A 19,006-nucleotide genomic window follows, 5' to 3' on the forward strand; every position below is an offset into this window, starting at 1 on the left:
TCACCCCCGGGGTTTGCCGTCGGCGGGGAGCGCGACCAGGCCCTGGTCGGTGTTGCCGAACAGCAGGCCGCCGCCCGCCCACAGCGCGACCGGGCCGAAGCCCGCGGTGGTGCTGCCGAGTCGGTAGCTCCACCGGGTGAGGCCGGTGGCCGAGTCCAGGGCGTGGACCGTGGTGCCGAGGTAGAGGTAGACGTTGCCGTCCGCGCAGTGCAGGGCGGGCTGCTTCAGAGCGGTCGGTTCCCGGGGCGTCCGCGCGGTCCACCCCGGGCGGCCGGTCGCGGCATCGAAGGAGCGGAGGACCGTGGTCATGCCCAGGTCAGCGAGGTCGATCCCGGCGGCGTAGACGGTGGCGCCGTCCGGGGAGGCCACCACGCCCTGGTAGAGCACCCTGTCGGCGGACTGCCAGACCACCTGGCCGGTGTCCGGCTCCAGCGCGTAGAGGTGGTCGGACAGGAAGAGGAAGCGGCCGCCCGCCGAGGTGTGCTGGCCGTCGTACCAGAGGGCGTTCAGCGCCGGGGTCGCCTGGGAGGCCGTGGTGGACACGCCCGGGGCCGGCTGGTTCCAGCGGATCCGGCCGCCGTCCCCGGCGTCGACCCCGGTGATCCTCGGCGCGTCGCCCCGCAGGGTGGCACGGGCCCAGAGCAGGGTCCGCCCCGAGGAGGGCACCATCAGCCTGATCCGCCCCCAGTCCTCGTCCGGCGTGCGGGTCGACCAACTCACCTTGCCGGTCTGCCCGTCGACGGCCCAGACGGTGCCGGTCGACTTTTCGCCGTTCGTGCCGACGAAGGCGCTGCCGGTGACGAAGACCGAGCCGTCGAGCATCCCCGGCAGCGCGAAAGCCTCCACCAGATGGGCCAACTCCCCGGTGTTCCAGACCTCCTGGCCGGTGCCGAGGTCGAGCGCGCGCAGCAGGCGGTCGAACCCGAGGCGGCCGCCGCTGGTCGCCGTGTACACCCGGGAGCCGTCCAGCGCGACCGTGGTGCCGCCCAGGGAGGTCGAGGTCGAGTCGACCGCGTTGGGCACCGGGCCCCAGAGCGGGCGGCCGGTGAGGTCGAAGGCCCAGATGTGGTCCTTGCCGACGGCGAGCACCGCCTGCTCCGAGCCCACCACCTGGACCAGGGCCTCGGTGACCGGCCCGGTCCACAGCGGGGTGGCGACGGTGTCGCTCCCGATCGTGACCGCCGCCGAGGGCGTCGCGGACGGGGTCGTCGAGGGGGTCGCGGACGCGGCGGCGGGGGCCGCCGACACCCCGGACGAGGGGCCGCCGGTCGGCGCGGCACCGCTGCGGCCGGACCCGCCGCCGTCCGGCAGGCCGAGGACGAGCGCGGCCCCTCCGCCCGCCAGCGCCGCGGCGCCGCCGGCCAGACCCCACAGCACCTTGCGGCGGGACGGGCCCGTCGGCGGGGGTGGCGGTGGCGGCGCGGCGGGGAGCAGCGGCAGGGTCGGGCGCGGCGGCGCGTCCGGACGAAGCGGCACGGTCGGGTCGTCCACCGGGCTCTCCGGTGGCGGCGACGGCGGAGCGGCGCCCGGTGCCAGGACCGCCGCCGCCTGCTCGATCCGCTCCACCAGCACCGGGTGCAGCCACGGTCCGCGCACCCCGAGCGGCGACCCGTCCCGCGCCACCGCGGCCAGTACCTGCGCGGGCGTCGGCCGGTCCGCCGGGTCCTTCGCCAGGCAGGCGGCGACCAGCAGCCGCAGCCCCTCCGGCACCGCCGACAGATCGGGTTCCTCGTGCGCCACCCGGTTCAGCAGCGCCAGCGGGTGGCCGCCACCCTCGCCGTCGAAGGGCCCCCGGCCGCCGGAGGCCGCGTGCACCAGCGTGGCGCCGAGCGAGAACACGTCGCTCGCGGGTGTCGCCGTCCGCCCCAGCGCCTGTTCCGGGGACATGTAGGCGGGTGTGCCGAAGATCGCGCCCTCGGCGGTGATCACACTGCCGTCGGCGGCCCGCGCGATCCCGAAGTCGATGACGTGCGGGCCGTCCAGGGCCAGCAGCACATTGCTCGGCTTGAGGTCGCGGTGGGTGAGCCCGACGGCGTGGATGGCGCGCAGTTCCTCGGCGACCCCGGCCGCCAGGATCCGCAGCACGTGCTCGGGGAACGCCCCGACCAGCCGCACCGCCTCGTCCAGGCCGACCCCCGGTACGAAGGCGGTGGCAAGCCACGGCACCGGCCCGTCCGGATCGGCGTCCACCACCGGCGCGGTGAACGCCGAGGAGGCCGCGCGCGCCGCCCGCACCTCGTGCCGGAACCGGGCCCGGAAGCCCTGGTCCCCGGCGAGTTCGGGCCGGACGAGCTTGACCGCGACGGTGCGCCCGCCGGCCGAGCGGCCGAGGAAGACCACGCCCATGCCGCCCGCGCCGAGCCGGCCGAGCAGGGTGTAGGGGCCGATCCTGGTCGGGTCCCCCGGTTCCGGTCCACGCATGGTCAGGCTCCGTTCGCGAAGAGCGAGGCGACGGTGCCGGCGGAGGGGTCCGCGAGGCAGACCCGTCCCCCTCCCGCCGTCCAGGAGAGGTTCTGCGGGTCGCTGCCGCGGAGGCCGGTGAACTTCCACCGGGGCCTGCCGTCGGCGGGGTCGAGGGCCCACAGCACGGCGTCCGCACCGAGCCGGTACACATTGCCGTCGGCGCACTGGAGCCGGGCGACCGCCGGCAGTCCCTGGTCGGGCTCGCGCGGCAGCGGGGTGCGCCGGCGGACCGCGCCGGTGGCGGCGTCCAGGGTGCCGAGCGAGGAGCCGCCGTCGCTGTCCTTCAGCTGGCAGAACAGCAGGGCGCCGTCCTCGGAGGCGGCGACGGCGTTCCCGGAGCCGCCGGCGGTCGGGAGCACCCCCGGCACCGTCCAGACCGGTTCGCCGGTGGCCGCGTCCAGGGCCGACAGCACGCCGTCGACGACGGTCAGGAAGCGCCCGCCGACGGCACCGAAGCCCGACAGGGCGGTGTCCCGGGACCAGGCGGTCCGGCCGTCCCCGTCCAGGCCCTGTACGGTCTTCTCCGCTCCGACGAACAGCCGGTCGCCCTCCGGTGGCAGCGCTCCGAACAGGGCGTATCCGTCGAGGCCGCGGAACCACGCGGTCTTCCGGGCCGCGAGGTCGACCGCCCAGACGTGGCCGCCGGCGACCTTGCCCGTCCCGTCGCCGAGCCCGAACAGGTACGCGCGGCCCGCCCGGACGCCGAGCACCTGGAGCACGCCTGCCGTCCGGAACCCCTCGGTCTCGGCCCGCCAGACCTCCGTGCCGGTCGCCGGGTCGACGGCGAGCAGCACCGTCGTGGTCGACACGGACGGCTGCCCGGCGTCCGTGACCGCGGCCATCCTCGTCGCGCCGGTGTACAGCAGGCCGCCGTCCAGGACCGCCCGACGACCGGGGATCTTGGTGCCGGCCAGCCTCAGACCGGTCGCCCGGCCGTCGAAGCTCCAGGCGGCGGTGCCGTGCCGGTCGAAGGCCGTCAGGCCGCCCTCGCCGACGCCCACCACCAGGTCTCCGGCGGCGAGGGCCTGCGCACACGACTCCGGCGGGGAGGTCTTCCAGGACAGCACGCCCTCCTTGACCTCCGCCCCCGTGGGCCGCTCGACGGCCTGCGCCCCGGCGGACGCCGACCCTCCGGACGCCGACCCTCCGGACGCCGAGCCTCCGGAGGACGTCCCTCGGGCGGGCGTCCGACGGCGCTGCCGGACGACGAGGGCGGCAGCCGTCCCCCCGGCGGCGAGCACCCCGCCGCCGATCCCCAGGCCGAGCAGCAGGGCGCGCCGGGGCGGGCGGCGCGCCGGCCCGTCCTGGCCGGTCGGGGGCGGGAGCACCGGCCCGCCGCCCGAGGGCGGTTCCACGACCGGGGAGGCGCCGGGGAGCGGTCCCGGCGGGGGCGGGAAGACCGGGGGGACGCCGGGGAGCGGTCCCGGCGACGGCGCGGTCAGCAGGCGCCGCACCGCCAGCACGTCCGCCGCCACCGCGGGCGGGAGCCAGCCGCCGGAGGTCTCCGGGCGGCCGGTCCGCTCGACGAGCTCGACCAGCTGACCCGGTGTCGGCCGGTGCGCCGGGTTCTTCGCCAGGCAGGCCGCCACCAGGTGCCGCAGGCCGTCCGGCAGCCCGCCGAGGTCGGGCTCGGTGTTCACCACCCGGAACAGCACGGCGGCCGCGACGCCCTCGCCGAACAGCGACCGGCCGAGCGCCGCGTGGGCGACGGTCGTGCCCAGCGAGAACACGTCGCTGGCCGGGGTGAGCGGCTCGCCGAGCGCCTGCTCGGGCGACATGAACGGCGCCGAGCCGATCACCGAACCGGTGGTGGTCAGCCCGGTGTCGTCGGCCGCCCGGGAGATGCCGAAGTCGATGACGTGCGGGCCGTCCAGGGCCAGCAGCACATTGCCCGGCTTGAGGTCCCGGTGGATCAGCTCCGCGCGGTGGACCTCGCCGAGGGCCTCGGCGAGCCCCGCGACCAGGGTCCGGAGCGTCCCCTCCGGCAGCGGGCCGTGCGCGGACACCGCCCGCTGGAGCGACACCCCGGCGACGAAGGCCGTCGCCATCCACGGCACCTCGGCCTCGGTGTCGGCGTCCACCACCGGCGCGGTGAACGCCCCCGACACCCGCCGCGCGGCCGCCACCTCCTGCCGGAACCGCGCCCGGAACGACCCGTCCCCGGCCAGCTCCGGGCGCACCACCTTCACCGCGACGGTCCGCCCGCCGGCCGCCCGGCCCAGGTACACCGCCCCCATGCCACCGGACCCCAGCCGGCCGGCCAGCACATAGGGCCCCGCCTGCCGCGGATCCGTCGGTCCGAGCTGCTCCACCGTGTCCCCCTCCCCCGTGAGTTTTCACACCCTAGGTGCCACGGCGCGCTCATGACAGCGGATCAGCCGCTTCGCTCCGGCTGCGGGAGGGTGGCCAGGTAGGCCGCCGTCAGCTCCGGAGTCGCCAGCCAGGCCGCGTGGTCGGCGGGTTCGGCGTAGGTGTTGGCCAGCCGGCGGGCCACCGGCTCGTGCTCGGCGGCCGCCGCGAACACCCCCTGGACGTGCTCCGGCATCGTCAGCAGGTCCGCCGTCAGCGCCACCCCGTGGCGGGCGTGCCGCTCCCAGAAGCCTTCGAACACCTCCGTCATCCACTCCGCCGTGAACGGACCGTCCGCCCGGCCGACGATCGCCCGCAGATACCACTCGGCCGCCCGCGCCGCGCTGTTGGCACCCTGGCCGGTGATCGGGTCGTTGACCACCAGCGCGTCCCCGATCCCCAGTACCGCCGCCCCGCCGTCCAACCGGGCCACCGGGTGCCGCACCACCGGGGTCAGCGCGCCGTACAGCGACGCGCCCGCGTCGGTCGGCTCGGCCGCCGCCCACAGCTCCGCCTCCCAGGGCAGGTACTCCGCCATCGACTCCCGCATCCGGCGCAGCTGTTCGGTGCCGGACGGGCGGTCGCCGAAACAGTCGAAGGCGCTGCCGGGCACCGCCTCCCACAGCAGGATGTCGCACGGCCCGGAGCGGGTCAGGGCCGGCTGGAGGTACAACTCCCCGACCCCGGGCACCGCGTGCATCCGCGCCCGCGGTCCGGCCGCCGGATCGGGCGCGCCCACGCCGTGCGCGTACAGCGCCGCCAGCCGCCGCTGCGGGGCGTCGAAGGGCGAGCGGGCCGCGTCGCGCGCGAAGATCCCGGCCAGCTCGCCCCGCCCCACCGCGACCAGCGTCAGCTCGTGCGCCGCCGCCAGCGCGCCCAACCCGGCCCGGTCCAGCTCCCGGTACTCGACCCGACCGCCGCGCTCCTCCACCAGCTCCAGCCAGCGCGCCATCTTGACCCGCTGGTCCACCGACTGCGCGGGCTCGTCCAGGGTCATGGTGAACTCCAGCGCCCGCAGGCCGGGTTCGGGCACCAGCACGGCGTCCACCGACCGCACCTGCGGCGCCTCCCCCGCCCACAGGTCGAGCCCGGCCGCCCGCTCGACCCGCAGCGCCGGACCGAACATCGCCTGCGTCGACAGCACCGGCCCGGCCCGCAGCTCCCCCGCCGTCCGGCCGGACACCACCGTCACCTCGTACCCGCCGGCCGCCAGCAGCCCCAACGCCACCTGCAACCCCGCCTGCCCCGCCCCCACGATCGCAACCCGACGCATCCCGCACCTCCGTGCCGACGACGAAAGAAGGAGGTGATGCTACGTCAGTCCGGAGGTGGTGAGGGGCGGTTCCGCGCCGAACCGCCGACACCGGCGCATCGGACCGCGACCGCGTCAACAGCCGCCCGACCACCGTCGTCGCGCGGGCCCCGAACACCGACCACCCGCGCCCCCACCCACCTCAACTCCCCGGCGCGGCCCCCGCCGAGCTCTCCCGCACCACCAGCTCCGCCACCAGCTCCACCCCCTCCGCCCCGACCGGGAGGTCGGAACGCAGCTGCGCCAGCAGACGGGTGACGACGGCGGTGGCGATGGTCCGCAGCGGGAGCCGCACCGAGGTCAGCGGCGGGTGGAGGTGGCGGGCGAGGGGGGTGTCGTGGAAGCCGGTGACGGCGAGGTCGCGGCCGACCCGGAGCCCCTCCGCGCGGGCGGCCTCGTAGATGTCGAGGGCGGCGAGGTCGTTGTCGGTGGCGAGGGCGGTCGGCCGGTCCGGGTCGCGCAGCAGGGCGCGCAGGCCACCGGCGGCGGGCGCCGGGACGAGGGAGAGGCCGCGACGGGCGGCCTCCTGGTGGAAGCCCTCGCGGCGGGCGGCGAGCCACGGCAGCGTGGTGGGCGCGCCGACGAAGGCGACCCGGCGGTGGCCCCGGGCGGCGAGGTGGCGGGCGACCGCGGCGGTGGCGGCCGCGTTGTCGATGTCGGCCCAGTGCTGCGGGAGGCCGGGACCGGTGCGGCCGAAGGCGGCGAAGGGGATGCCGACCCGGGCGGCGTGGGCGGCGCGGGGGTCGTCGGGGAGGACGTCGGCGAGGACCAGGCCGTCGACCTGGCGGGCGGCCACCACGCCGTCGATCACCGCCCGGACGTCCTGCTCCCCCGCCGCCGGGCGGAGGAGCAGCACGTGGTGGCCGACGGCCCCGGCCGCGTCGACGAGGGCTTCGAGGAAGCCCGCCATCAGCGGGTTGGGGTCGAAGGGGTCGTCGACCGGGGCGAGGTAGCCGATGGTGCGGCGCTCGCCGGTGCGCAGCGACCGGGCGGACTGGTCGGGCCGGTACCCGAGCCGCTCGATCGCCGCGTTGACCCGGGCGAGGGTGTCGGGGCGGACCCGGTGCGGGGCGTTGAGCGCGTTGGAGACGGTCTGCCGGGACACCTCGGCCGCCCTGGCCACGTCCGCGATGGTGGTGACGCGGCGCGCCGGGCGTGCTCCCGGGGTGGTCATCGGTTCTCCTTCACAGGGGTGCCGCCCCGCCGGGCGCCGGCCGTCAGACCCGGCGGAGGGTCAGCAGGCCGCCCCGGGGGACGTAGACGAGGCCGCCGTCCAGGTGGACGGTCGAGGTGCCGACGGTCCGGCCGCGGGCGTCCTGGACGGTCGCCTCGGCGGTGCCCCGGCCGCCGGTGAGGCGGACCCCGGGGTCGGCGTCGGCGTTGGCGACCAGCAGCGTACGCCACTCCCCGGCGGCTTCCGTGCCGGTGGCGACGGGCAGCGGCGCGTACCGGGCGACGACGGTGGTGCCGTCGCCGACGGCGGTGATCATCGGGTAGCCGAGGTCGGGCCGGGCCGGCCGGAACCCGCCGAGCTGCAGGGTGTCGACGTGGCTGCGGGAGACGCCGAGCCAGAAGGCGAGCGTCTCGCGCTGCGCCGGGCTCTGGACGGCGAGGTCGACGGAGATCTGCGGCACGCCGAACAGGACGTTGATCAGGTGGCAGGCGATCTGCTCGACCGGTTCGGTGGGGTGCCACATCAGCATGTCGGAGTGGACGGCGAGCGGTCCGGCGATCAGCCGGGTGTCGACGACGCGCTGCCGGTTCTCCTGCGAGCTGAGCGGGCAGTCGACGGCCCGGACCATGGTGGCGTAGGGCCACAGGCCGGGGCTGACGTAGGGCTGGCGGTGCTCGATCATCGACTCCGGCGCGGCGGCGACGGTCCGGCGGCGGATCTCGGCGAGCAGCAGGTGCAGGCCCTCGTCGACGGTGGCGCAGTCGGCCTCCGGCCCGGGTGCGGGCGGGTCCTGGACGCCGAACCAGTCGATGAAGTCGACCTTGAGCCCGTCCATGCCCCATTCCTCGACGGCCCGGGCGAGCCGGTCGACCAGGTGGGCGCGGACCGCCGGGTAGCGGGGGTCGACGACGACGGCGCCCATGTGCGGGGCGTCGACGAGGGTGAACCGGTTCAGCTCGGCCCAGGCGGCGCTGTCCTTCCCGATGAACGGCAGCGCGTACCAGAGCATGTACTGGACGCCGAGGTCGTGGACGCGGGCGACGTGGGCGGCGGTGTCGGGCAGCGAGTGGGGTTCCCAGTCGCCGCAGTGGGCGTAGCCGCGGGTGCGGTCGGTGGTCATCCAGCCGTCGTCGACGATGATCGTGTCGAGGCCGAGCTCCTTGCCGAGGGCCGCCTGCTGCTCGACGGTGCCGGGGGTGATGTTCTGGTGCAGCGCGTACCAGGTGGAGTACGCGGGGAGGCGGGCGGCGTCGGGGACGTGGACCGGGCGGTCCCCGGCCCACCAGTCGGCGAGTTCGGCGAGGCTGAGGCCGAAGTGGCGGCCGGAGGTGTCGATCCGGACGGTGAGGCGGCCGGCGGCCTGGACCCAGAACCGGAACTCGCCGGTCTCCTCGACGACGCCGGCGCTGGCGAGCACCTCCTCGCGGTCGGAGGCGAAGGCGCAGACGGTGGTGTCGCCGGTGCCGACGAGGGCGGCGACGGGGGCGCCGCGGGAGAGGCCGGTGCGGCGCGGGGCGTTCCAGGCGGTGGGCAGCCAGCCGGTGCCGCGCGGGTCGGGGCTCCAGAAGGAGGTGACGTCGACGCAGGGGAGGCGCCATTCGATCCGGACGTCTCCGGTACCGCCCTCGGCCCCCGTGTGCTCGGGCTCGGCGGTGACCTCGACGACGCCCTCGGCGAGGACGTCGACCCTCGCCGTCCCCGCGACCAGCAGCTCCAGCCGGCCGGCGGAGGCGGGCACCTCCACCGGGCGGGGGCGCGCGGTGGTGGCGGGGGCGTGGGGCTCCCAGATCTCGTCGGTGGTGTCCGTCATGGTTCGGTTCAGCCCTTCGTGGCACCGGCCAGCAGGCCGGAGATGAACTGCCGCTGGAGGACCAGGAAGAGGACCATCATCGGCAGGGTGGATATCGCGGTTCCGGCGAGGATCGAGCCGTAGTCGGTGTTGGCCTTCATGCCCTGGAGGGTGGCGAGGGCGACCGGCAGGGTGTGCATGTCGGTGCTGCGCAGGGCGATCAGCGGCCAGACGAAGCTGTTCCAGGAGCCGAGGAAGAGGAAGATGCCCAGCGCGGCGAGCACCGGCCGCATGACCGGTACCACGATGCCGAACAGCACCCGCAGTTCGCCGGCGCCGTCGACCCGGGCGGCGTCGAGGAGTTCGTCCGGCATGGCGCTGAGGGACTGCCGCATCAGGAAGATCGCGAACGGCACGCACAGACCGGGCAGGATCAGCGCCTGGTAGCTGTCGAGCAGCCCGAAGGACATCATCATCTTGAACAGCGGGACGAGCATCACCTGGTCCGGCACGACCAGGGTCGACAGCAGGACGGCGAACAGCACCGTGCGGCCCCGGAACCGGAACTTGGCGAAGGCGTACCCGGCCAGCAGCGCCACGACGAGCCCGCCGAGGGTCTGCAGTCCGGACACCAGCAGCGAGTTGAGCAGCACCCGGCCGAGGCCGACCCGGTCCTGGAGGTGCCCGATGTTGTCGCCCAGGTGGGAGCCGGGCAGCAGCTTCGGCGGCCAGGAGAAGATCTCGCTGTCGCTGCGGGTGGCGGAGATCACCAGCCAGTAGAACGGGGCGATCGACAGTCCGGTGACGGCGGCGAGCACCAGGGTGAGCGGCCAGCCGCGCAGTCGGCGCCAGGGGCTCGGGCCGGTCGGCGCCGGCTTGGCGGGCGGGGCCGCCGGGCCCGGTGCGACGGGCTCGACGGAGGTGGCGGCGGTGGTCATTCGCGTTCTCCCATCAGGCGCATCTGGGCCGCGCCGAGCACCGAGACGAGCAGGGTGAGCGCGTAGGCGATGGCGGAGGCGTAGCCGAAGTCGAAGTAGCGGAAGCCGTTGTCGTACAGGTACATCGAGACCGTGAGGGTCGCGCTGTCGGGGCCGCCGCGGGTCAGCACGTAGGGCTCGTCGAAGAGTTGCAGGGTGCCGATGGTGGAGAGCACCACGGTGAACAGCAGCACGGGCCGCAGCGCGGGCAGGGTGACGGAGCGGAACCGGCGGACCGGTCCGGCGCCGTCGACCATGGCCGCCTCGTACAGCTCCTTGGGGATGCCCTGCAGGCCGGCCAGGTAGATGACGGCGTTGTAGCCGGTGTAGTGCCAGGTCAGCACGAGCACGACGGCCATCCGGGCCCAGAAGCCGTCACCGAACCAGTCGATGGTGGGGAGGCCGATCGAGTCCAGCAGGTTGTTGACCGCACCGTCCTTGGTGTTGAGGAGGAAGGAGAACAGGATGCCGGTGGCGACCAGCCCGGTGACGGTGGGCATGAAGACGCCGAGCCGCCACACGGTGCGCCAGCGGACGAAGGCCGCGTTGAGGCCGACCGCCAGCAGCAGGGCGAGCGCGAGCATCACCGGGACCTGCACCACCAGGATCCGGGCGGTGTTGCCGAGCGCGGTCCAGAACTGCGGGTCGTGCAGCAGTCGTTGGTAGTTGGAGAGGCCGGTGCCGCGGGTGACGCTGCCGGAGCCGGTGGTCAGCGACAGCAGCAGCGAGGAGATGATCGGGTATGCCTTGAAGACCCCGAAGAGGATCAGCGCGGGCGCGAGCAGCAGGTAGGGCACGGCCCGGCGGCGGAGCCTGGCGCGCCGGACGGCGGCCGGGCGGACCGCCGCCGGGACGGCCGGCCGGGTGGCCGGAGGAGCGGCGGCGGTCACTTGATCTTGCGCCCCGTCTGCTGGGCCAGCTGCTTGGCCGCGTCCTGCAGCGCCTCGGCCGGGTCGCCGCCCTTGACCAGGACCTTGGTCTGGGCGTCGCTGACCAGCTTGAGGGCGCGGGCGTAGTCGCCGGAGTAGTTGGTGGCGTCGCCGCCCTCGGAGAGCAGGTCGGTGAAGGTCTTCAGGACCGGCTGGCCGCCGTAGTAGGCGCTGGGCTCGCTGTAGATCGGGTCCTGGTAGGCGGCGGTGAGCGCCGGGAAGACGCTGCCGGCCTTGAACATGGCGTTGACCGAGTCGGCCCGGGTGAGCGCGTACTCGACGAACTTCCAGGCGGCGGTGCGGCGGGGGCTGGATCCGGCGACGGCCAGGTGGGTGGTGTTCACGATGGCGGTGCGCTTGCCGCCGGGGGTGACGGCCGGCGGCCGGGTGAGCCGCCAGTTGCCGCTCAGGTCGGGGAACTTGGTCTCGATGTAGTGCGCGGCCCAGGAGGGCTGCGGACCGGCGCCGAGCTGGCTGTCCTTCATCTGGGTGCGCCAGGCGGTGGAGCCGGGCGTCTCGATGACGAGTCCGGCGTCGTTGAGGCGCTTGACCAGGGTGAGGGCGCGGACGCACTCGGGCGAGGTCAGGGTGATGTCGCCCTTGAGGTCGAAGTAGAAAGCGCCCTGCTGCTGCATCAGCGACTGCAGGAAGTCGACGTCGGGGCCGGGGGTGCCGGGCTTGTTGATGCCGAGCACGCCGACGCCGGGGTTGGCCGCCTTGAAGGCGTCGGCGCCGGCGATCACGTCGTCCCAGGTCTCGAACGTGGTCGGGTCGAGCTTGGCCCGGTCGAACATGTCCTTGCGGTAGAAGAAGCCCTGGGCGTTGACCTCCCACGGGAGGGCGCGGGCCTTGCCGTCCTTGTCGGTGACGACCGGCCACAGGCCCTTGGCGAACTTGTCCTTGTGGGCGTCGGCGCCGAGGGCGGAGAGGTCGGCGAGGCCGTTGGGGAACTTCTCCAGGTAGCCGGGCAGGTAGTCGCAGCCGATGTGCAGGACGTCGGCGAGACCCTGGCCGCCGGCCGCCAGGCCGACGGTGATCTTGTCCCAGATGGCCGGGTTGCCGACGTCCTGGACGTCGACCTTGATGCCCGGGTTGTCCTTCTCGAAGGCGGGCACGACGCCGCGCAGGGCGTCGGCGGCGCTGGTCCAGGACCAGACGGTGATGGTGCCGGTGGCGGCGTCCCCACCGGAGGAGCCGGAGCCGTTGGAGCCGCCGCAGGCCGCGAGGGCGCCGCCGGCGGAGAGGGTCAGCAGGCCGGCGCCGGAGGCGCGCAGCAGGTCGCGACGGGAGAGGTGTGACATGGCATGCCCTTCTGAGGGGGTGGACGTCGAGCGGGACGGGGTGGGACGTCGGTGGTGCCAGGTGGTGCATGCGGGGTGGTGCGGGGTGGTGCCGGGCAATGCGGGGTGGTGCGGGTGGTGCGGGTGGTGCGGGGTACCCGGCCGTCCGAGCCCGGGGGCGGGGACGGCCGGGCGCGGGGCGTCCGCTCAGGCGGTGCGGGCGCCCCGCCGTACATGGGCGAGCGTTCCGCCGAGCAGCTCGGCGGTCCCGGGGTCGGTGCTCGCGTGCGGGGAGAGCCGGATCCAGCCGGCCCGCAGGGTGGTGGCCAGGCCCGCGTCGGTCAGCGCCCGGTGGACGGCGACGGGGTCGGCGCCGGGCAGCCGCAGTCGGGCGATCCCGCTGCCGGCGGCGGCCGGGTCGCCGGCGCCGCGCCAGGAGCCGTAGGGGGCGTCCGCCGTCGGGCCGCCGCCGGTCTCGGCGCCCGCGGCGCGGGCCGCGGCGAGCAGTCCGCCGAGCACCTCGCCGATCCGGGCCTCGATCCGGCCGGCGCCCTCCTCCCGGACCAGGGCGAGCGCGGCGCCCAGGGCGGCGACGGCGGGGCCGTCGGGGTTGGTGAGCGTGTGGGCGACGGCGCCGGGCCGGGGCGGGCACGGGTGGGCGGGCGCGTCGATCGGGTCGACCACGCCGGACCAGCCGCTGAGCCCGGGCCCGATCCGGTCGGCGATCCGGTCGCGGACCATCAGGACGGCCGCGCCCCAGCCGGCCCGGAGCCACTTCTGGCCGCCGGCGGCGAGCACGTCGGCCGCGTCGGCGGCGAACTCCACGGCGCCCAGGGCCTGGACGGCGTCGACCACCAGGATCCGGTCCGGCCCGATCAGTTCCTTGATCGCGGCCAGCGGCGCCCGGTACCCGGTCGCGGCGTCGACGGCGCAGACGGCGACGGCGCGCACCCGGTCGTCCAGGTGCTCCCGGACCAGGTCGGCGGTGACCGGGCCCTCCAGCTGCCGGACCGCCAGTCCGCCGTTGTCGGCGGCGCGCAGCCACGGGTAGACGGCGCCGGGGAAGTCGTTCCGCGCCACCAGCACGGTCCCCTCCGGGGCGGGGCCGCCGGCGGTGCCGCCCGACGCGGCACCGCCGACGTTCCTCGCGCCGACGACGGCCCCCGCACCGGCGCCGACCGCGTGGGCGGCGGCGAAGAGCCCGTGCGAGGTGGAGCCGACGAAGGCGATCTCGTGCGGCGCGCAGCCCAGCAGCCCGCCCGCCGTCCGGGCCGCCGCGGCGGTGTCCGCGTCGAGGCTCTCGAGCGCGTCCCAGCCGTGCCGGTGGAGCCGGTCGGCCTCGCGGAGCAGCACCCGGCGGACCGGTTCCGACACCGGCCCGAAGCGGGCGAAGTCCAGGTAGCCGAACGGCTCGGCGAACTTCTTCAGGTACTCGGGCATGACCTTTCCTTGGTCGGGCGACGCGGCGATTTGAACGTTCAAATCCCACACAAACAAACAGAACCGATCAACGTTCAACGAGCGGGAGCCAGCAAACGCCCCCGGTCGATTCCCCGTCAAGACCCTGCGCGCCACCGACCCCCGGTCGAGACCCTCTCGTTACCAGCGGCCGATCTGCCCTCCCACCAGCCCTTGCGCAATGCAATTTGACATTACTATTTTACTGGCCAGTGAGTCGAGAGATCATCAACGTTTCCCTCGACGTCATCAGACTCCCGCGCGGTCCGGCGGACCCGGCGCCCCCCACGGCACCGGACCCCCAGTTCGCCCCGTCCCGCGCACCCCCCACATGCTCGTCTGGAGCTCCTGTGCCAACCACCCCCCGCCTGCGCTCGGTCCTGCTCTCCGCGGCCCTCGCAGTCACCCTCGCCGCCCCGCTCGTCCAGAGCGCCCAGGCCGTCGCACCCCCCGCCGCCTCCGGGCGGACCACCGACCCGGCCGCCGCCTTCGGCGGGACCACCGCCCACCCCGCCGGCCCGACCGGCGACGTCGCCCACGGCAGCACCACCACCGGCGCCCCCGGCCCCGAGGGCGCGCCCGGCAACGAGACCCTCCAGCCCACCACGGACGCCACCCGGCCCGCCGCCGACCCGGCCACCCCCGCCGCCCAGGCGCCGACCGCCGCCGACGCCGCCGCGGCCTGCTCGCTCGCCTCCTTCACCGCCCTCTCCCCGGCCGCCCTGGCCGACTTCCTCGCCGACCGCTCGCACACCTACGAGGGCTGTCTGCGCCCGCTGCTGGTCGACTGGAGCCCCGAGCTCACCAAGGTCCTGACCCCGGCCCACGTGCGCGCCGTCGCCGACCGGATCACCGCCCTCGCCCCCGGCTTCGACAGCGCCAACAACCGCAACCAGCAGGAGCTCTGGTACTACCTGCACGTCGCGGTCTACTTCGACTACGGCCACCGCGAGTTCGACCTCAACGACGACGCCACCGCGGCCGCGATCGACCGCGCCATCACCGCCTACACCGCCAACCCCCGCGCCTTCGACCCGACCACCGCCGCCGGCAACACCATGGGCGAGCTGATCCAGACCTCCACCGCCCCCAAGCTGCGCCCCGGCCGGCTCCCGCTCCTGGAGCGGGTGCTGCGCCAGTACGCCACCCCCGGCACCGCGTACATCGGCGACCGGGGCTGGAACTGGGCCCTGCAGGCCGCGCTCCAGCTCAACTTCCAGGGCGTCAACAACGTGGTCGAGGACGGCGGTGCCTTCCGCGCCGCGGCCGTCGCCAACCCGGGCTACCGGCAGGCGCTCCGCGCCTTCTCCGGCTACGGCCACCTCAAGGGCACCGAGACCGAGTGGGCCGTCGGCGACGCCATGAACGAGTACGCCCGGTACACCCTGGTGGACTCGCTCAAGGGCGAGATCAGGGCCGAGATCGGCGGCGTGGTCACCACCGTCCAGAACAACTTCGGCCGCCTCAGCCGCCCCTGGCTCAACCTGGCCGTCCCGCTCAACGAGTTCGGCCTCTGCGGCCAGTACGGGGCCTGCCGGGCCGAGCTGACCCAGCAGTTCTTCCCGAACACCTACACCTACGACAACGGCGGCCTGGTCATCCGCACCGCCCTCGACCGGGCCACCGCCGACCAGCTGTACTACGCCACCAAGCAGGTCAAGGCCCAGTTCTTCCGGGTCATCGGCACCGACCGGCCGCTCGCCGACGACACCCACCCCACCCTCACGGTGCAGCTGTACGACACCAAGACGAACTACCGCTCGCTCCAGTACCTGCTGTTCGGGATCGGCGACGTCGAGAACGGCGGCATGTTCATCGAGGAGAACTCGACCTTCTACACCTACCAGCGGACCACCGCGGAGTCGTACTTCAGCCTGGAGGAGCTCTTCCGGCACGAGTACACCCACTACCTGAACGCCCGTTGGGCGATCCCGGAGTCCGGCTACACCACCCGCTGGCCCGGCTCCGCCACCTTCGCGATGAACGAGGGCACCGCCGAGTACTTCGCCGGCTCCACCTCCAAGGACGGCGTCAAGGCCCGCAAGTACATGGTCCGCCAGATCGCCCAGGAAGGCGCCTCCGGGACACCCCGCCTGACGATCGATCAGATCCTGCACGCCAGCTGGGAGAGCCTCGGCTTCCGCGTCTACCCGTACGCGGCCACCTTCTTCAACCTGCTCGGCGAGCGCCACCCCGACCAGCTCGCCGAGATGTACCGGCTGCTGCGCGCCGACGACGTCACCGGCTACAACGCCTGGCGCGACCGCCTCGGCCGGGACGGCGGCCTCCAGAGCGAGTACAACGCCTTCCTGGACGCCGAGATCCCGCTCGCCGACAACCTCTACGTGCCGGTCACCACCTACACGCCGAACAGCCGGCTCAGCTACGCCTGGGCCTCCGAGGTCCAGGACGCCTTCACCCGCGCCACCCAGAACACCCCGGTCTGCAAGGACAACGCCGACTGGAACAACACCATGCGGTTCACCTGCACCGGCCGGATGACCGCCAACCTCACCAACACCCTCGACGCCGGCAAGGTCCGCTCGGACATGGCCGCCACCGTCGACTACTTCCTGCTCACCCGGGGAGGCGCCGCCGCCAACAACCTCGCCGACATGAACTGCTGGTTCGGCCAGGTCGACGTCTGGCCCACCGGCCGCGCCGGCACCGCCGACTACACCTGTGAGGGCCCGCTGCGCCGGTAGCACTCCCGGAAACGGGGGCGGTGCCCGACCGGCCCGCCCCGCCAGGACCGCACGGCCCCGGACCACCCGTCCGGGGCCGTGCGGCGTTCACCGCCCGGACCGGGTTCAGCGGGTCAGGCTGGCGCGGTAGAGGGAGCGGACCAGCTCGGTGCCGACCTCCGGGTGCGGGTCGTTCTCCAGATTGCCGCTGAGTCCCGCCACGAAGGTGTCGATGTCCCGCTCGGTGTAGCCCTGTTCGGTCAGCGAGGTGCCCAGGCCGGTGCTCGCCAGCAGCGCGTCCACGGCCGTGGCGGCGTCCCGGTGGCCCAGGGTGTCCCCGACGGCGGCGAAGGCCTCGTCCGCGAAGGGGCGGGCGCTGCGCAGCCAGGCGGGGTAGAGCAGCGCCAGGCCCCGGCCGTGCGAGAGCGGGTTCCCGGCGACGGCGCCCATCGCCTGCTGGAGGCGGTGCGGCAGGCAGGTGCTGACGGTGGTGACGTTCACCCCGCCCAGCAGGGCGGCCAGGGCCATCGCCTCGCGGGCCTCGGGGGTGGCCGCGCCGCGGGCGAGCCCGGGCAGATGGTCGCGGACCAGGGCGAGGGCCCGATGGGAGTAGGCCCGGCTCTGCGCGGTCGCGCGCCTGGCGACCGCGCCCTCGACCGCGTGGGCCAGGGCGTCGAAGCCGCTCTCCAGGGCGACGGCGGCGGGCAGCCGGTCGGTGAGGTCCGGGTCGACCAGCGCGATCCTGGGGGCCACGTCCTCGCCGCGGATGCCGGACTTGAAGCCCCGCACCACGTCGGTGACGATCGCGCCCTGGGTGACCTCCGAGCCGCTGCCGGCGGTGGTCGGGACGGCGACGACCGGCAGCGCGGCGGCGGAGCCGGGCAGGGTGCGGCCGATCAGCTCGCGCACGGTGTCGGCGTCACCGGCGACCGCGACGGCCTTCGCCGCGTCGATGGCGCTGCCGCCGCCGAGGCCGACCACCAGGTCGCAGCCGCTCGTCCGGGCGAGTGCGAGCGCCTCGTCGATCTCGTCCGAGCGGGGGTTGGCGCCGATCCGGTCGAAGACCGTGACGGCGAGGCCGGCCGCGGTGAGCGAGCCGAGCGCCCGGTCCAGGATGCCGGTGCGGCGCATCGCGGTCCGGCCGCAGACCAGCAGGGCGTGGCCGCCCAGCGGGGCGGCGAGCGGGCCGAGCCGGTCGAGCACGCCCCGGCCGAGGACCACTCGGGTGGGGACGGGCAGGTCGTCCAGGTCGACGGTGCCGGGGCGAGGGTCAGCGGTCATCGTGGGCGGCTCCTCGCCGGGGCTGGTGCGGGGTCGGGTCGGCGCCGGGCCGCAGCGGGCTCGGGTCGGTGCGGGCGGCGCTGGCGGCGTTGGCGGCGAGGGCCTCGAACACCGCGCAGGTGCCCTCGACCAGGTACTGCAGGGCCGATCCCCCGCCGGTGGAGCGCGGCCCGTCCCAGGGCAGTTCGGCCACGGTGTCGCCGCCCAGCAGCAGCGTGCCGCCGGGGGCGTGCGCCCGGGCGGCGAGGACGGCCGCCGCCGCGTACCGGTTGCCCTCGGCGTGGCGGCCGGGGGTACCGGCGACCAGGACCCGTCCGGCGCGGCGGAGAAGCTCGATCGCGCCGGGCTGGACCTCGAAGTCGACGATGGTGTGGTCGTCCGGCACGCCCCGGTCGAGCGGCAGGTGCCGCAGGGTGCCGTCCGGTCCGGCCGCGACGACCACGCGCGGCAGGTGGATGCCCGCCCCGCCGGTGCGGGCCAGGACCTCGCGCGCCACCCGGGCGCAGCCCTCGGGGTCGCTGCCCAGTGCGGAGCGGCCGATCCGGTGGCCGGTGACGGCGAGCAGGGTGTTGAGCACGACGCCGCCCGGGATCACCAGGTGGTGGGTGCGGGTGAGGCCGCGCAGGCCGATCAGCGTCTTCTCCGGTTTGACGCCGCCGAGCACCGCGACCGACGGGCCGTCACCGCCGGCCGTGCCACCACCGGCACCGGCACCGGAACCGGAACCTGCGACGGCACCGACTCCGGCTCCGGCTCCGGCTCCGGCTCCGGCTCCGGCCGCCCAGGGGTCGAGGGCACGGGCCTCCCCCACCAGCCCGGCCGCCGCCCAGCCGGGCAGGTGGTCGAGCAGTCCGGTGTTGGAGGCGTGCCGCCGGTGCGCCTTGGAGAAGCCGCCGATCGCCACCCGGTCGCCCAACCCGGCCAGGGCGCGCGCCAGTTCGGGGTCGCCGCGCTCCTCGCCCGGGTCCAGACGGGTGTTGCCGAACAGCACGATCTCGCCGGGCTCCAGCTCGCGGGCCCGGGCCCGGGCGCGGGCCGTGCTGTTCTCCGGCAGGTAGCGCACCGGGCGGCCGAGCCGCCGGGTGAGGTAGTCGGCGAGGTAGTCCAGGTGGCGGGCGCTGCCGTCCTTGGCGCTGCCCTGGTGGCTGAGCAGGGCGGTCCGCGCGCCCGCGTCCGACAGCCGGGCGAGGTCGGCCAGTTCGACGTCGATCCGGCCGGTGTCGGCCAGCGCGGGGCCGGCGTTGAACCCGGCCGAGTAGATCCAGCGCTCGCCGGGCGCCGGGGTGTGGTCGGCCAGCAGCCGCATCCCG

At 75.2% G+C, this 19,006-nt stretch carries 12 protein-coding genes; 1 reads left to right on the forward strand and 11 read right to left on the reverse strand.

The features are described 5' to 3' along the window. From ACW14Y_RS09555 to ACW14Y_RS09595, 9 genes are all read right to left on the reverse strand, one after another. Positions 1-2,421, reverse strand: a complete 2,421-nt coding sequence (locus tag ACW14Y_RS09555) for a protein kinase domain-containing protein (protein WP_456986530.1) — start codon at positions 2,419-2,421, stop codon at positions 1-3. A 2-nt stretch (positions 2,422-2,423) separates the two neighbouring features. Beyond that, positions 2,424-4,775 carry a protein kinase domain-containing protein gene (locus ACW14Y_RS09560; RefSeq protein WP_456986531.1) on the reverse strand — a complete coding sequence of 784 codons (2,352 nt, stop codon included), beginning with the start codon at positions 4,773-4,775 and terminating at the stop codon, positions 2,424-2,426. A 62-nt stretch (positions 4,776-4,837) separates the two neighbouring features. After that, positions 4,838-6,085: a styrene monooxygenase/indole monooxygenase family protein gene (locus ACW14Y_RS09565; RefSeq protein ID WP_456986532.1), complete on the reverse strand. Its 1,248-nt coding sequence runs from the start codon at positions 6,083-6,085 to the stop codon at positions 4,838-4,840. 181 nt (positions 6,086-6,266) lie between these two features. Continuing rightward, positions 6,267-7,298: a LacI family DNA-binding transcriptional regulator gene (locus ACW14Y_RS09570; RefSeq protein ID WP_456986533.1), complete on the reverse strand. Its 1,032-nt coding sequence runs from the start codon at positions 7,296-7,298 to the stop codon at positions 6,267-6,269. Between the two features lie 43 nt (positions 7,299-7,341). Continuing rightward, on the reverse strand, positions 7,342-9,108 hold the full coding sequence (locus ACW14Y_RS09575; protein ID WP_456986534.1) for a glycoside hydrolase family 36 protein: 1,767 nt from the start codon (positions 9,106-9,108) through the stop codon (positions 7,342-7,344). An 8-nt stretch (positions 9,109-9,116) separates the two neighbouring features. Continuing rightward, the gene (locus ACW14Y_RS09580) at positions 9,117-10,025 is read right to left on the reverse strand and encodes a carbohydrate ABC transporter permease (RefSeq protein ID WP_380383936.1); all 909 of its coding nucleotides are present in this window, start codon (positions 10,023-10,025) and stop codon (positions 9,117-9,119) included. Further along, the gene (locus ACW14Y_RS09585; protein ID WP_380438033.1) at positions 10,022-10,954 is read right to left on the reverse strand and encodes a carbohydrate ABC transporter permease; all 933 of its coding nucleotides are present in this window, start codon (positions 10,952-10,954) and stop codon (positions 10,022-10,024) included. The genes ACW14Y_RS09580 and ACW14Y_RS09585 overlap by 4 nt, the downstream gene beginning before the upstream one ends. Beyond that, a complete protein-coding gene (locus ACW14Y_RS09590; RefSeq protein ID WP_266275523.1) occupies positions 10,951-12,294 on the reverse strand; it encodes an ABC transporter substrate-binding protein in 1,344 nt (447 codons plus the stop codon). Before ACW14Y_RS09590 ends, ACW14Y_RS09585 begins: the two co-directional genes overlap by 4 nt. Positions 12,295-12,480: 186 nt before the next feature. Then, complete coding sequence (locus tag ACW14Y_RS09595; protein WP_456986535.1) at positions 12,481-13,713, reverse strand: aminotransferase class V-fold PLP-dependent enzyme; 1,233 nt, start codon at positions 13,711-13,713, stop codon at positions 12,481-12,483. 368 nt (positions 13,714-14,081) lie between these two features. Here ACW14Y_RS09595 and ACW14Y_RS09600 point away from each other — a divergent pair, with 368 nt between their 5' ends. Further along, positions 14,082-16,436 (forward strand): collagenase, encoded by a 2,355-nt coding sequence (locus tag ACW14Y_RS09600; RefSeq protein ID WP_456986536.1) that lies wholly within the window; start codon positions 14,082-14,084, stop codon positions 16,434-16,436. Positions 16,437-16,541: 105 nt separating this feature from the next. On the opposite strand, the gene ACW14Y_RS09605 is transcribed toward ACW14Y_RS09600, so the two are convergent. Further along, complete coding sequence (locus ACW14Y_RS09605; protein ID WP_380383924.1) at positions 16,542-17,696, reverse strand: iron-containing alcohol dehydrogenase; 1,155 nt, start codon at positions 17,694-17,696, stop codon at positions 16,542-16,544. Next, positions 17,686-19,002, reverse strand: coding sequence for a phosphoglycerate kinase (pgk, locus tag ACW14Y_RS09610; RefSeq protein WP_456988123.1), 1,317 nt, complete (start codon positions 19,000-19,002; stop codon positions 17,686-17,688). The genes ACW14Y_RS09605 and pgk overlap by 11 nt, the downstream gene beginning before the upstream one ends. Positions 19,003-19,006 lie beyond the last annotated feature (4 nt).

Source organism: Kitasatospora sp. cg17-2, from assembly GCF_054031055.1.

Coding starts and splice junctions, on each gene's coding strand:
- ACW14Y_RS09555 (WP_456986530.1), bottom strand. CDS start 2,421: ATGCGTGGACCGGAACCGGGGGACCCGACCAGGATCGGCCCCTACACC.
- ACW14Y_RS09595 (WP_456986535.1), bottom strand. CDS start 13,713: ATGCCCGAGTACCTGAAGAAGTTCGCCGAGCCGTTCGGCTACCTGGAC.
- pgk (WP_456988123.1), bottom strand. CDS start 19,002: ATGCGGCTGCTGGCCGACCACACCCCGGCGCCCGGCGAGCGCTGGATC.
- ACW14Y_RS09605 (WP_380383924.1), bottom strand. CDS start 17,696: ATGACCGCTGACCCTCGCCCCGGCACCGTCGACCTGGACGACCTGCCC.
- ACW14Y_RS09590 (WP_266275523.1), bottom strand. CDS start 12,294: ATGTCACACCTCTCCCGTCGCGACCTGCTGCGCGCCTCCGGCGCCGGC.
- ACW14Y_RS09565 (WP_456986532.1), bottom strand. CDS start 6,085: ATGCGTCGGGTTGCGATCGTGGGGGCGGGGCAGGCGGGGTTGCAGGTG.
- ACW14Y_RS09580 (WP_380383936.1), bottom strand. CDS start 10,025: ATGACCACCGCCGCCACCTCCGTCGAGCCCGTCGCACCGGGCCCGGCG.
- ACW14Y_RS09575 (WP_456986534.1), bottom strand. CDS start 9,108: ATGACGGACACCACCGACGAGATCTGGGAGCCCCACGCCCCCGCCACC.
- ACW14Y_RS09570 (WP_456986533.1), bottom strand. CDS start 7,298: ATGACCACCCCGGGAGCACGCCCGGCGCGCCGCGTCACCACCATCGCG.